The sequence below is a fragment of the Pantoea phosphatilytica genome, assembly GCF_051025615.1.
GTDB lineage: Bacteria > Pseudomonadota > Gammaproteobacteria > Enterobacterales > Enterobacteriaceae > Pantoea.
Genome location: NZ_JBPFDF010000001.1, coordinates 1,236,623 through 1,250,338, shown reverse-complemented (window position 1 = coordinate 1,250,338; position 13,716 = coordinate 1,236,623). Strand labels below are relative to the sequence as shown.

The window sequence follows — 13,716 nt, the reverse complement described above, 5'->3', positions numbered from 1 at the left end:
AGCCGATTATTGTTTTAATAAGGTCCTTAGTGGACCTGATGACCGATAATACCACCCACAGCGGCGCCACCGACGGTGCCCAGTGCGCTACCATTGGTCAGGACTGAACCCCCAATCGCGCCCGCGCCCGCGCCAATCGCGGTATTACGGTCACGTTTGGACCAGTTAGAACAGCCGCTCAGCGCAACCGCTAACGTGGTCGCCAGTACAACGGCAGTGATTCGTTTCATTGTTGTTGTCATACACTTCTCCTTTGATGTGCTCACAGAGGCAACACTCATAGTATAGCTCCGATATTTCCTCAGCCCGCTTGTAAGCCATCATTGCCGCATCCGTGATGGCATCGAAATGGCGTTACCATGGACAAACCGTTTGTAGCGGGTGAGTCACAATCGTGGCCTGTCAGGTCCACATATTGTCTGAGAGGATTCTAAGCATTCTGCGGGAATTCCGAAGATAGAAAAGTCTGAAAGCACAGCGCATTTTTGCATTCACAGCCAATCCTTCTGCTTTTATAGCTATTTGCTCCATAACCTTTTCAGCGCTGACTCCGCAAAATTCAGTAACGACAGTCAGCAGGAGAAAAGGCATGCTGGAGCACCTCAAACAACAGGTTCTGGAAGCGAATCTGGACCTACCCAAATATAACCTGGTGACTTTCACCTGGGGCAACGTCAGCGCCATTGATCGCGAACAGGGGCTGCTGGTGATCAAACCTTCCGGCGTGCGCTATGACGTAATGAAGCGTGATGACATGGTGGTGGTCGATCTGGCGACGGGTGACGTTGTGGAAGGGGAGAAACGCCCCTCTTCGGACACCGCGACCCACCGCGCCCTCTATCTGGCCTGGCCGGAGGTGGGCGGCATTGTGCATACCCATTCGCGGCACGCGACCATCTGGGCGCAGGCAGGACGACCGATTCCGGCCTGGGGCACCACGCACGCCGATGACTTTTATGGTGAGATCCCCTGCACCCGGGCAATGCGCAGCGAGGAGATTCAGCAGGAGTATGAGTGGAACACCGGTGAAGTTATTATCGAAACCTTCGCGCAGCGCGGACTCTCTCCGTCGGCGATCCCGGCCGTGCTGGTCAATTCCCACGGCCCCTTTGCCTGGGGTAAAGATGCTCATGCTGCGGTGCACAGTGCCGTGGTCCTGGAGGAGGTGGCCTATATGGGGCTGTTCAGCCAGCAGCTGACCGCGAACCTGCCGCCGATTCAGCCAACGCTGCTCGACCTGCACTACCTGCGAAAACATGGTGAAAATGCCTGGTATGGGCAGAAGTAGTCAGCGGGACGCCACGGCGTCCCATTTTTTTATCCGGCCCCTTTCTCTGATAACCCCGCCGTCTGCCTGAGGCAGCGCTCCCGCTGTTGAACCCTTTCTCCCTCTGTTTCATCCGGTTGCGGCGTCAGGAAGATGACTGCGGCAGCAGGCGCGCCCACGCAGTACCGCTGAGAAGCCAGCTGGTGGTTAATTATTGAACGGATGTTGCTGATTTTCGTGCCATTTACAACCACGGTTATCCCCGGCGGGTGATGGCGTGGCGCATTCGTGCTGCTCCTGTTTCTCCGGGTAAAGTTGCCCGGTGAGTCCGGGGTTGTATTAAGGAATCTGGAGCCGCTGTGAAGGCCGGTATCTCCTCTCTCCTGGTCTGCGCAAAAGAAACCGCGACAGATGCGCGTTTACGCCACTCTGATCTTCATCAGCCATTTTTAAAAGGTGTTAAGCGTCTGCATATTGGCCGCTGGCGGTTCAGACCCATTCAGTAACCGGTCTAATCAATCCAGAAAACGCGAATCAGGGATCACTCTGGATTTTGTGTTGTAAATCAATCTCTCATTTGGTCTGGCCTCACTCTGCATTACGCTGATGTCGCGTATTTAACGCATCAAATATAAACAGAGGATGAGACAATGACAGTGATTAACCAAGCAACCTGCAGATTATTTACCGAAGCTGGCAACACCACGCAGTTAGTTGCCTATTACGAAGAGGGGCGGCGTACCCTGTGGATGATGCTGCGTGCGCAGCCTCGCCCGAGCTTCAACCATGAACTGATTGAGGAGATCATGAACCTGAGCTACGCCGCGCAGCGTTCCGGGCTGCCGATCGACTTCTGGGTCACCGGATCGCTGGTGCCACAGATGTTCAATGCGGGCGGCGATCTGCGCTTCTTCGTTGAGTGCATTCGCAACAACCGGCGTGAGGCACTGCGGGCTTATGCTCGCGCCTGTGTGGACTGCATTCATTCGGCAGCCCGTGGCTTTGATACCGGCGCCGTGACGCTGGCCATGATTGAAGGCAGTGCGTTAGGCGGCGGCTTCGAGGCGGCACTGGCGCACCACTTCATTCTGGCGCAAAACAACGCGCGCATGGGCTTCCCGGAAATCGCGTTCAACCTCTTCCCGGGCATGGGCGGTTACTCGCTGGTGGCGCGCCGTTCCGGCATGAAGCTGGCAGAGGAGTTGATCTGTGAAGGGGAGTCGCACAGCGCCGAGTGGTACGAGACGCGCGGTCTGGTAGACAAAGTCTTCCAGCCGGGTGACAGCTACCGCGCCACGCGCACCTTTATCGATACCTTACGGCCGAAGCTCAATGGCGTCAGGGCGATGCTGAAAGCGCGTCAGCGCGTGCTGCAACTCTCACGCGCCGAGCTGATGGATATCACGGAAGACTGGGTCGATTATGCATTTACCCTCGAACCCAAAGACATTGCCTATATGGAGCGTCTGGTCCAGTTGCAGAACCGCCACAGCGCATCACTGCGTAAAGCGGGTTAATACGGAACAGCGTTAAACGCGGGCAGGATGCTTAGCCAGCCAATGCCCAAGTTGTTCCGCGGGCATTGGTTTTGCGTAGTAGTAGCCCTGACGCCCATCCACCCCACTTTTAAGGACAAACGCTTCTTCATCCGGCGTCTCAATGCCTTCCGCAATGACCTGCAAATCGAGCGCCTTGGCGACGGCGACGATGGCACGCACCAGCGATTGCGAAACCGGCTGCTTATTGATATCGCGAATAAAGCTCTGATCGAGTTTGATGGCGTTGATGGGCACACGCGCCAGCTGAGACAGCGAGGAGTAGCCGGTGCCGAAGTCATCCAGATGCACCTGAGCGCCCAGCTCCTGAAACTGCTTCATCAGTTTCAGCGCCTCGGTCTCATTCTCAATCAGGCAGCTCTCTGTCAGCTCGATATCGATAGGGCAGTCGGTGATACTGGCCTCCTGCAGCGCCTGCTTCAGATCCGTATAGATGCTCTGATCGATGAGCTGGCGGGCCGAGACGTTGACGGCGACACGCAGAAAAATTCCCTGCTGCTGCCACAGGATAATCTGCTTCAGCACGTTGAGCATGACCCAGCGTCCCAGCGGCACAATCAGCCCGGACTCTTCGGCATAGGGAATAAAATCAGCCGGCGACACCATGCCGCGCTCAGGTGAGTTCCAGCGAACCAGTGCTTCGGCGCTGCGGACCTGACCATCGCTGTCCACTTTAGGCTGATAATGGACCAGCAGATGATCCAGTTCCAGCGCCTTGCGCAGGTTGGTGTCCAGCCACAGATATTCAAAAACCCGCTGATTCATCTCCGCCGCAAAGACGCAGAACTTGCCGCGCCCATTCTCTTTGGCGTGATACATGGCGGTATCCGCATTACGGATCAGGCTTTCGCGATCTTCGCCATGCAGAGGGGCGTAGGCGATGCCGATGGAGCAGCCGCTGTACACTTCGATCAGTCCGATGCGGAAGGGCTGGCGCAACCGTTCAAGAATGCGGGAGGACATCGCCTCCAGCGCCGCCTGGCTGGTGTGCTCTGCCAGCACGACAAACTCATCGCCACCCAGCCGTCCCAGCGTCTGGTCTTTGCCCAGACAGCTCAGAATAGCCAGAGAAACGGCCTGCAGTAACTGATCGCCGAACATATGACCGTAGGCGTCATTCACTTTTTTAAAATTGTCGAGATCGAGATAGACCACGCCGGTCTCATCGCCTTCTGACCGCTCCAGCGCCAGACTAATCTGCTGATGAATCGCGTTTCGGTTGGGCAGGCCGGTCACCGTATCGGTATTGGCCAGCACCCGCAACCGCTCCTGGGCGCGGCGCTCCTCGGTGATGTCAGTACCTGAACAGATGAGGAAAATTTCATTTTTGCCGCTGCCGCTGTGAACGAACTTATTACGAAACAGAAACAGTCGCTGCCCTTTTTTGGTTTTGACCCAGCGTTCAACTTCATAGGAGTTACCGTCGCGAAAGAAGCCTGCGATATTGCGCCGCGACTGTGAGGCTTCCTGTTTCGTCATAAAGAGCTGAAAGACGTTTCGGCCAATAACTTCGTGCTCATTCAGGCCGGTATATTCTTCACTCAGGCGGTTAAAACGCTGAATATTACCGCGCTGATCCAGGATCACAATCACCGAGTTGGCTTCGGAAACCACCTGTTCAGCAAACGAAAGCCCGAGGGTTAAGTCGCGGGCAACCGCAGAGGTGTCGCCCCAGGCGGAGGCGGTGCCCGCCCAGGATGACTGATTAACTTTACGGCCGACAAAATGCATAGGCACATCAATGCCCTGCAGCGTCATGGTCAGATTAATACTTGAGGTAATGACCGGCATGGCACGGATCATTGCCGCCTGGCCGGGTGTCAGCGGCAGGGCGATATTGGTTTGTGATGACTCATCTTCGGCAAAATGCAACGCATCGCTGTCCGCGGTCAGACGCCAATGAGGGCTGGTTGTACCAAACAGGGTGTACAACAACGTCTGCCCTTGTTCATCGGTCATGGAAACTTCCTCCGGGAAGTGCTCTGCATACGTTATCTCATTATTTAGCAACAGTATTCATCATCTGACGCCAGCACAAGATGCAAACGAAATATATTTTCCTGTCCAGATAAGAATGGCACAAAAAAGCCCCGCCGATGCGGGGCTGTTAAGCGTGTTCAGCAGGGGCATTTTCCCACTTTGCCAGCCTGGCTGGGAAAGCGTGCGTCCAGACAATAACGGTGAAACTCACGCTCGCTCATCGGCGACTGCTCGGGATGCTGCAGGCGCATATGCTGCAGATATTTTTGATAATCCTGCACGCCGACCATTAAGCGAAAGCACTGTTGCAGGCCGCGCCACAGACTCCGCCAGCGGAAAGCCTGAGGTGACGGCGTGGCGGCAGGATGGCAGCGGATAATCTGCCAGTTCGCGCCTGGCCGACGGACCTGATGAATCGCATCAGACATTACGCACCTCCTTGTTGCGCAGCGTCACAGAAGATTCCTGTACAGTCGGCTTGTCGCTGCGCAGCGCGCGACGAATAACGAAGAATGCCGAAATCAGCATCGTAACCGCAACCAGCATAAAGAAGGCGCACAGTGCAGCGTTGATCTGATTGCTGAACACGATGGTCTGCATATCTGCCACGCTTTTGGCGGGCGCGATGACCACGCCGTCCTCCAGCCCTTTGCGGAACTTAGCGGCCTGCGCCAGGAAACCGATAGCGGGTTTCTCATGGAAGATTTTCTGCCAGCCAGCGGTCATGGAGGTGATAAACAGCCAGATCGTGGGCAGGATAGTGACCCAGGCGTAACGCTGCTTCTTCATTTTGAACAGCACCACGGTGCCCAGAATCAGGGCCATTGAGGCCAGCATCTGATTGCCGATACCAAACAGCGGCCACAGGGTATTGATGCCGCCCAGCGGATCGACGACGCCCTGATAGACAAAGAACCCCCAGCCTGCGACGGCGACGGTGGTGCCTGCCATATTGCCCAGCCAGGAGCGGTTATTGGCCAGCGAAGGCACGACCGTTCCCACCAGATCCTGCACCATAAAACGACAGGCGCGGGTGCCGGCATCCACCGCTGTCAGGATAAACAGCGCTTCAAACAGGATGGCGAAATGATACCAGAAGGCCATCATCGCCCGGCTGTTAAAGATTTCAGTGATGATATGCGCCATGCCCACTGCAAAGGTCGGGGCGCCACCGGCACGCGACAGGATCGAGCCTTCCCCCACGTCGCGGGCAATGCCGCTCAGCATTTCAGGTGTGACAACAAAGCCCCAGCCGTTGATCACCTGAGAGGCGCTCTCCACGGTCGTACCAATCAGCGCGGCCGGGGCGTTCATGGCGAAGTAGATGCCCGGATCCAGCACCGAAGCACAAATCAGCGCCATGATCGCCACAAAGGACTCCATCAGCATGGCGCCGTAGCCAATAAAGCGGATGTGGCTCTCGCGCTCGACCAGTTTTGGCGTGGTGCCGCTGGAGACCAGCGCATGGAAGCCGGAAATCGCGCCGCAGGCGATGGTGATAAACAGGAACGGGAACATCGCGCCAGCGAAGACCGGGCCCGTGCCGTCGATAAAGCGGGTAACGGCCGGCATTTTCAGCTCGGGCAGGGCGAAGACAATCCCCACCGCCAGTCCGGCGATGACACCGATTTTCAGGAAGGTTGACAGGTAGTCGCGCGGGGCCAGCAGCAGCCAGACCGGCAGCACGGAGGCGATAAAGCCGTAGATCACCAGCACCCAGGTCAGCGAGGTGCCTTTCAGGGTAAAGAAGGGGCCCCAGTAAGGATGCTGCGCAACGTCCCCGCCATAGATAATCGCTGCCATCATCAGCACAAAGCCGATCAGCGACACTTCTGCGATCTTACCCGGGCGGATAAAGCGCATGTAGATACCCATAAACAGCGCGATAGGAATGGTGGCTGCAATGGTAAACAGCCCCCACGGGCTGTTCGCCAGCGCTTTTACCACAACCAGCGCCAGCGCCGACAGGATAATAATCATCACGCCCAGCGCACCGAGCATGGTCACCACCCCGGCGAACGGGCCCAGCTCCTGTCTGGCCATTTCGCCCAGTGAGCGGCCATCGCGACGGGTGGAGATAAACAGGATCAGGAAATCCTGTACCGCCCCCGCCAGCATTACCCCGACCAGTATCCAGATGGTACCCGGCAGGAAGCCCATCTGCGCCGCCAGGATCGGACCAACCAGTGGCCCGGCACCGGCTATCGCTGCAAAGTGGTGGCCAAACAGGACCCACTTATTGGTCGGCACATAATCGAGCCCATCGCTCAGCCGCTCGGCGGGTGTCATCCGGCGATCGTCAAGTTCAAAGATATTGCGGGCGATAAACAGGCTGTAAAAGCGATAAGCGATGCTGTAGCAGGCGACAGCGGCTATCACCAGCCAGACTGCGTTGACGTGTTCGCCGCGGCTGAGGGCCAGCATGGCGAAAGCGCCCGCGCCGATTAACGCCACCACTAACCAGATCACACTGGTTTTGACGTTTTTCATGACTAACTCCTTGTGAAGACCGAGAGGAAAGCGATCGAAAACAACGAGCTAAACTTAATGTAATGGAATGTAAGTGAAAGTTAATCAGTGGAGAAGTGTGAAGCGGGGTACAAATATAACTTTTTTGCAGCGTTGTAAGGCGGGGGAGAGCGGCGGGATAACCGGGGTTATCCCGCCAGAAACAGGTGCGATCCGCTACTCAGACAGCGGGACGCGCCACGACGCTGCGGGTTTCCATGCGCACTTCGGCGATGGTGACATCGATCACGTCGGTTACGCGGTAAACCACTTCGCCTTTGATCTGTACGCTGCCGTTTTCCTGACTGCAGACCAGCTCGTCACGCACTGCGTGAATGAACGGGGCCGGGATAAAGGCCACCGCGCCATTCTCCAGCAGACGGACACGCATACCCCCGCGCGACACATCGATAATCTCGGCGCTGAAGCGACGATCGGTGGCCGCGAAAGGCGCCAGGTAGCGGGCATAGAGCCAGTCGCCCACATCGCGCTCTGCCATCCGGTTCAGGCGGCGACGCTCGCCCATTGTGACCGTGACGGCCTCATCGGGACGGGTGGCCTGTTCACCACGGATAATCGCTTTCAGCAGACGATGATTGATCATGTCGCCGAACTTACGAATCGGAGAGGTCCAGGTGGCGTAAGCCTCCAGCCCCAGCCCGAAGTGCGGGCCTGGCTCGGTGCTGATCTCCGCGAAGGTCTGGAACCGGCGGATGCGGCTGTCCAGGAACTGCGTTGGCAGGGCATCGAGTTCACGACGCAGCACGCGGAACCCTTCCAGCGTGGTGATCGCCTGCGCATCGGCCGTTACGCCGTGGCTGGCCAGCACGGCCGCCGCCTGTTCCGCATTGGTGGTGTCGAAACCGGCATGGACGTTGTAGATCCCGAAGCCGAGGCGATCGCGCAGGACCTGTGCGGCGCAGATGTTCGCCAGAATCATCGACTCTTCAACGATGCGGTTAGCGATGCGGCGGGGTTCAGCCACAATCTCCAGCACTTCGCCTTTTTCACCCAGCAGGAAGCGGTAGTCAGGACGATCTTTAAACACCAGCGCGTGGGTCTGACGCCATTCGCTGCGCGCCAGGCAGAGGCGATGCAGCAGACGAATCTGTTCCGCAATTGCGTCGCTCTGCGGCTGCCAGCTGCCGCTGTTTTCCAGCCAGTCAGAGACGTCGTCATAGGCCAGCTTCGCTTTGGATTCGATCCAGGCGGCAAAGAAGGTCACGTCATCGCCCAGGGAACCATCGGCTGCCACGGTGACACGGCAGGCCAGCGCCGGACGGCGCACGTCAGGGCGCAGCGAACAGACATCGTCAGAGAGTTCGCGCGGCAGCATCGGGATATTAAAGCCCGGCAGATAGTTGGTGAAGGCGCGCTGAGCGGCGACCTTATCAAGCTGGCTGCCTTCCGCCACATACGCGGTAGGGTCGGCGATGGCGATAGTCAGACGCAGAGAACCCTCCTCCAGTGCCTCCACATACAGCGCATCGTCCATATCCTGAGTGCTGGCGCTGTCGATGGTGACAAAGTTGAGCGCGGTAAGATCTTCGCGCGTCAGATTTTCATCCAGCATCTCGCCGAAGCTGACGTCAGGCGCCTGGCGCTCCAGGTTGTGACGGGACAGCGTCACCCACCACGGTGCGAGGTGATCGTCGGCTTTCACGATAAAATCGGTGAGCTCGGCGTAAAAGCCGCGGTCGCCTTTCAGCGGATGACGGCGCATCTCCGCCACGGCCCAGTCGCCATTTTCGAAGGGATGGCTGACATCGCGCGCCGGACGGCACTGGATGGCATCTTTCAGCAGAGGGTGGTCCGGGACGATCGACAGGCGGTCATCTTTCTTCTGCACCCGGCCGACAAAGCGGCTCAGGAAGGGCTCAACCAGGGTTTCCGGCTCAGCACTTTCGCGATCTTTATCGCTGTGGATCACGGCGACAATGCGATCGCCATGCATCACTTTCTTCATCTGCGGTGGCGGAATGAAGTAACTCTTCTGTGCATCGACTTCCAGGAAGCCGAAACCTTTTTCGGTGCCTTTAACGACGCCTTCAGCACGAGGCGTTTGCGAATGGAGCTTCTCTTTCAGCTGCGCGAGCAGCGGGTTATCCTGGAACATAATTTTTCGTTTCGTGGCCTGATTGCGGCTGACAGTTTTACGCGATTCAACGCCGCGCGGCAAGGCAAAAAGCCGGACGAGCCGGCTTTTCAGGATGGGGTGAGGGGGCTGTCAGGCGATGCGCTGATCGGCGATCGCCGACGACAGTTCCAGCTTCACCGGTACGGATTTCGAGGTCGGTGTGCCACTGCCATCGCCGAAGCTGTTCAGCGGCACCAGCGGGTTGGTTTCCGGGTAATAGGCCGCCAGATTGCCGCGCGGAATATTATAGGGAACCAGTTTAAAGCCGCTGACGCGACGGGTAATGCCATCGTTCCACAGCGTTTCGATATCCACGTTCTGACCTTCCGTGAAGCCCAGATAGGCCATATCATCCGGGTTGATAAACACCACCTCGCGCTGACCGAATACCCCACGATAACGGTCATCGAGGCCGTAAATGGTGGTGTTGTACTGGTCGTGTGAACGCAGCGTCTGCAGCGTGAAAGGCACCGCCTGCTCAAGATTCGGGAACAGCGAATCCGGCAGGGATGAGGCGCAGAACTCCGCTTTCTGGCTTGGCGTATTGAAGCGTAACTCCGCCGCCGCGTTACCCAGGTAGAAGCCACCCGGAATATCACATTTCGCATTGAAGTCGGCAAAGCCCGGAATGGTCGCGGCGATATGTTCGCGGATCAGATTGTAATTACCCGCCAGTTCGCGCCATTTCACCTTGTCACTGCCAAGCACCGCTTCAGCGATACCGGCCACGATCGCCGTCTCTGAACGCTGAGTGTCCGCCAGCGGGATGCCGATCCCTTCCGAGGCGTGAACCATGCTGAAGGAGTCTTCGACGGTAATGAACTGATTGCCCGTCGCCTGCAGATCGCGCTCAGTGCGGCCCAGCGTCGGCAGAATCAGCCCTTCGTGACCCGGCACCAGGTGGCTGCGGTTCAGTTTGGTGCTGATATGCACGGTCAGGCCACAGCGTGACAGCGCCTCTTCGGTACGCGGTGAATCAGGTGCAGCCGCCGCCAGGTTGCCGCCCAGCGCAATCAGTACCTTGACTTCATCACGCAGCATGGCGTTCAGCGCTTCAACGGTGTTATGACCTGGCGCGCGCGGCGGTTCAAAATTGAAGTGATTACCCAGCGCATCCAGGAAGGCTTTGGCCGGTTTCTCATCAATGCCCATCGTGCGGTTGCCCTGCACGTTACTGTGACCGCGCACCGGGCAGAGGCCCGCGCCTTTTTTGCCCAGCTGACCAAACAGCAGCTGCAGGTTAGTGATCTCCCGTACCGTATCGACCGAGTGCTTGTGCTGGGTGATCCCCATCGCCCAGGTACAGATCACCCGGTCTGCGCTCTGATAGATAGCTGCGGCTTCGCGGATCTGCGCCTGTGTCAGGCCCGACTGCGCCACAATCTGCATCCAGCTGGTGTTATCCACGGCGTCGAGGTAAGCCTCAATACCGTGTGTTTTGGCGTTGATGAAGGTCTGGTCAAACAGACCCGGTTCGCCAGCCGCCAGACGCGCGCGGTGAGTTTCCAGCAGGGATTTCACCATGCCGCGCACCGCCGCCATATCACCGCCCAGGTTCGGCTGGTAATAGGAGGAGCTGATATTGCCCGCTTTCGAGGTGACGACTTCCAGCGGCTTCTGCGGATCGGCAAAGCGTTCCAGACCGCGCTCGCGCAGGGTATTAAACGTCACGATCTTCGCACCATGATCGGCCGCATGACGCAGGCTGTGCAGCATACGCGGATGGTTGGTGCCGGGGTTCTGACCGAAGACGAAAATGGCATCAGCGTGATCGAAATCATCCAGACGGATGGTGCCTTTACCCACGCCGATACTGCGCTTCAGGCCGGTGCCGCTGGCTTCATGGCACATGTTAGAGCAGTCAGGGAAATTATTGGTACCCATCAGGCGGCCAAACAGCTGATAGAGCCAGGAGGCTTCGTTGCTGGCACGGCCGGAGGTGTAAAGCTCCATCTGGTTGGGGTGATCCATCGCCCGGATGTGCTGCGCAATCAGCGCAAAGGCCGCATCCCAGCTGATTGGCTCATAGTGATCGGTGTCGGCGTTGTAACGCAGCGGATGGGTCAGACGACCCTGATACTCCAGGAAGTAGTCACTCTGGGTATAGAGCGTGGTAACGCTGTGTTTAGCAAAAAAGTCGGTGTCGACAACGCGGCGTGTGGCTTCCCAGGTAACCGCTTTGGCCCCGTTTTCGCAGAAGCTGAAGGTACTTTTATTGTCATCGCCCCAGGCGCAGCCCGGGCAGTCAAAACCGCGGGCTTTGTTCATGCGCATCAGATTGCGCATATTTTTCAGGGCCGCTTTGCTGTCAAGAACGAAACGCGTGGTGGCTTCCAGTGAACCCCAGCCGCCCGCAGCCGCGCGGTAGGGTTTGATTTGGCGTTTAAATTTCATATGAGTGCAGGCTTTTTATAGTAGGCATTATTGTTTGGTGTTTGTTATCAGGTTATAGCCTGATGGTGAAAGGAAGTCTGCAGTTATACACATACCTTGTCTAATTGATTGACATAATGGTGCGATAGCTGGCGTTTATCGTGCAGGCGTGCGAAGTGTGACGCTGGTCAGATTTTACCCGTTTTTAACGGGCTGATAACGGGAGTTATCCCTGCATCAGACGCATACTTGCTGTTTGCAAGCAGCGAGGCGTAACCCTATGAAACAGCTGACCAGCCAGATCCACGCATTTGGCAAAGCGTTAATGATGCCTATTTCGGTCATCGCAGCCGCAGGGATTTTCCTTGGGCTGGCGGCGGCCATGCAGAACCCGGCCGTCACCGGCGAAGCCTTTGCGCAGATGCAGGTGCCGCAGCTCATCATCGGCTTTATCCGTAAGGTCGCCGGGGCGCTGTTTGCTAATCTGCCGCTTTTCTTTGCCGTGGCGACGGCTATCGGTCTGGCGAAGGCGGAGAAACCCACCGCCGCCTTTGCCGCCGTGATTGGCTATATCGTAATGAACGTCGGTATCAGCGCCAGCCTGGCGGCCAGAGGGATCACCGCAGCCACCACAACACCCGCTGCGCTGCAGCAGGCGGGGCTGGATCAGACTGCGGCGATGATGATGTCGGCGGAATACATCAGCATGCTGGGCGTCTTTACCTACAACATGAGCGTGCTGGGTGGGGTGATCGCCGGACTGATGACGGTGGTGCTGCACAATCGCTTTTACACGCAGTCACTCCCTACGGCGATCAGCTTCTTTAGCGGACGGCGGTTTGTGCCGATTGTCACCGTGGTCTGCCTGCCGCTGGTCGGGGTGCTGCTGGCGCTGATCTGGCCAACCATTGGCAGCGGTATCGCCTGGATAGGTCAGATGATCGGCAAAAGCGGGCAGTATGGCGCGTTTCTGCTGGGCACGTTCGAGCGCATCCTGATCCCCACCGGCCTGCATCACATCCTGAATGAAACCGTGCGGTTTACCCCCATCGGCGGCATGGCGATCGTGGATGGACAGACGGTGGTCGGTGCGCTGAACATTTTTAATGCCTCGCTGACTCATCCGGGCGCGATCCCCGATGAGACGCTGCGTTCCGCCACGCAGTTCCTGGCCCAGGGAAAGATTCCGGTGATGATGTTTGGTTTGCCTGCCGCGGCGCTGGCGATCTACCACACCGCGCGACCGGAGCATAAGCAGCGGGTCAGGGCGCTGGTGATGGCCGGGGCGCTGACCTCATTCACCACGGGCATCACGGAACCGCTGGAGTTCTGTTTTATCTTTGTCTCGCCCGTGCTCTACCTGCTGCATGCGTTTCTCACCGGCCTGTCGTTTATGCTGATGTCAATGCTGCACCTGATGATCGGCAACGTACAGGGCGGCATTATCGACCTGGTGGTATTCGGCATGCTGGGCGGGGCAAAAACTCACTGGTGGTGGACGCTGGCGCTGGGCGCGATCTATGCGCCGGTTTACTACTACGCCTTCCGGCTGGTGATCACCCGGATGAACGTCGAGACGCCGGGCCGCGAGTCGGAGGAGGAGAAACCGCAGCAGGTTGCCGCCGATGAGCGCACCCGGGTGATTATCAGCGGTCTGGGCGGTCAGGCCAATATCGAAGATGTCGATTGCTGCTTTACCCGGCTGCGGGTACGGGTGAAAGCGATGAATCAGGTGGTCGATCAGACGCTGATGAGCACCGGTGCCAACGGCATCAATCGCGTCAGTGAGCACGACGTTCAGGTGATTTATGGCCCACAGGTCGAGAAGATTGCCAGCGAAGTAAAAATGGCGCTGGGTGTCGCCTGATCCGGCGATTCTGCGGCCTCACCGCGCG

9 protein-coding genes are annotated in these 13,716 nt (G+C 57.8%); 3 read left to right on the top strand and 6 right to left on the bottom strand.

Annotation, left to right across the window (positions count from 1 at the left end):
* Positions 1-26 precede the first annotated feature (26 nt).
* Complete coding sequence (osmB, locus tag ACR6AS_RS06155) at positions 27-242, bottom strand: osmotically-inducible lipoprotein OsmB (RefSeq protein WP_003853848.1); 216 nt, start codon at positions 240-242, stop codon at positions 27-29.
* A 347-nt stretch (positions 243-589) separates the two neighbouring features.
* Between osmB and araD the strand changes: the two genes are divergently transcribed.
* Complete coding sequence (gene araD / locus ACR6AS_RS06150; protein ID WP_434161495.1) at positions 590-1,288, top strand: L-ribulose-5-phosphate 4-epimerase; 699 nt, start codon at positions 590-592, stop codon at positions 1,286-1,288.
* Between the two features lie 629 nt (positions 1,289-1,917).
* Positions 1,918-2,784: a crotonase/enoyl-CoA hydratase family protein gene (locus ACR6AS_RS06145; RefSeq protein ID WP_111140084.1), complete on the top strand. Its 867-nt coding sequence runs from the start codon at positions 1,918-1,920 to the stop codon at positions 2,782-2,784.
* 12 nt (positions 2,785-2,796) lie between these two features.
* On the opposite strand, the gene pdeR is transcribed toward ACR6AS_RS06145, so the two are convergent.
* The 5 genes from pdeR to ACR6AS_RS06120 all read right to left on the bottom strand — a co-directional run bounded on the left by pdeR (position 2,797) and on the right by ACR6AS_RS06120 (position 11,842).
* A complete protein-coding gene (pdeR, locus tag ACR6AS_RS06140; RefSeq protein WP_111140085.1) occupies positions 2,797-4,782 on the bottom strand; it encodes a cyclic di-GMP phosphodiesterase in 1,986 nt (661 codons plus the stop codon).
* 158 nt (positions 4,783-4,940) lie between these two features.
* Complete coding sequence (locus tag ACR6AS_RS06135; protein WP_111140086.1) at positions 4,941-5,231, bottom strand: YbdD/YjiX family protein; 291 nt, start codon at positions 5,229-5,231, stop codon at positions 4,941-4,943.
* Positions 5,224-7,293, bottom strand: coding sequence for a carbon starvation CstA family protein (locus ACR6AS_RS06130; protein ID WP_434161492.1), 2,070 nt, complete (start codon positions 7,291-7,293; stop codon positions 5,224-5,226). Before ACR6AS_RS06130 ends, ACR6AS_RS06135 begins: the two co-directional genes overlap by 8 nt.
* Before the next feature lie 199 nt (positions 7,294-7,492).
* The gene (locus ACR6AS_RS06125; protein ID WP_111140091.1) at positions 7,493-9,427 is read right to left on the bottom strand and encodes an exoribonuclease II; all 1,935 of its coding nucleotides are present in this window, start codon (positions 9,425-9,427) and stop codon (positions 7,493-7,495) included.
* A gap of 111 nt (positions 9,428-9,538) precedes the next feature.
* Positions 9,539-11,842 (bottom strand): FdhF/YdeP family oxidoreductase, encoded by a 2,304-nt coding sequence (locus ACR6AS_RS06120; RefSeq protein ID WP_434161491.1) that lies wholly within the window; start codon positions 11,840-11,842, stop codon positions 9,539-9,541.
* Positions 11,843-12,101: 259 nt separating this feature from the next.
* Between ACR6AS_RS06120 and ACR6AS_RS06115 the strand changes: the two genes are divergently transcribed.
* Complete coding sequence (locus ACR6AS_RS06115) at positions 12,102-13,688, top strand: PTS transporter subunit EIIC (RefSeq protein WP_434161489.1); 1,587 nt, start codon at positions 12,102-12,104, stop codon at positions 13,686-13,688.
* The last annotated feature ends 28 nt before the right edge of the window (positions 13,689-13,716 follow it).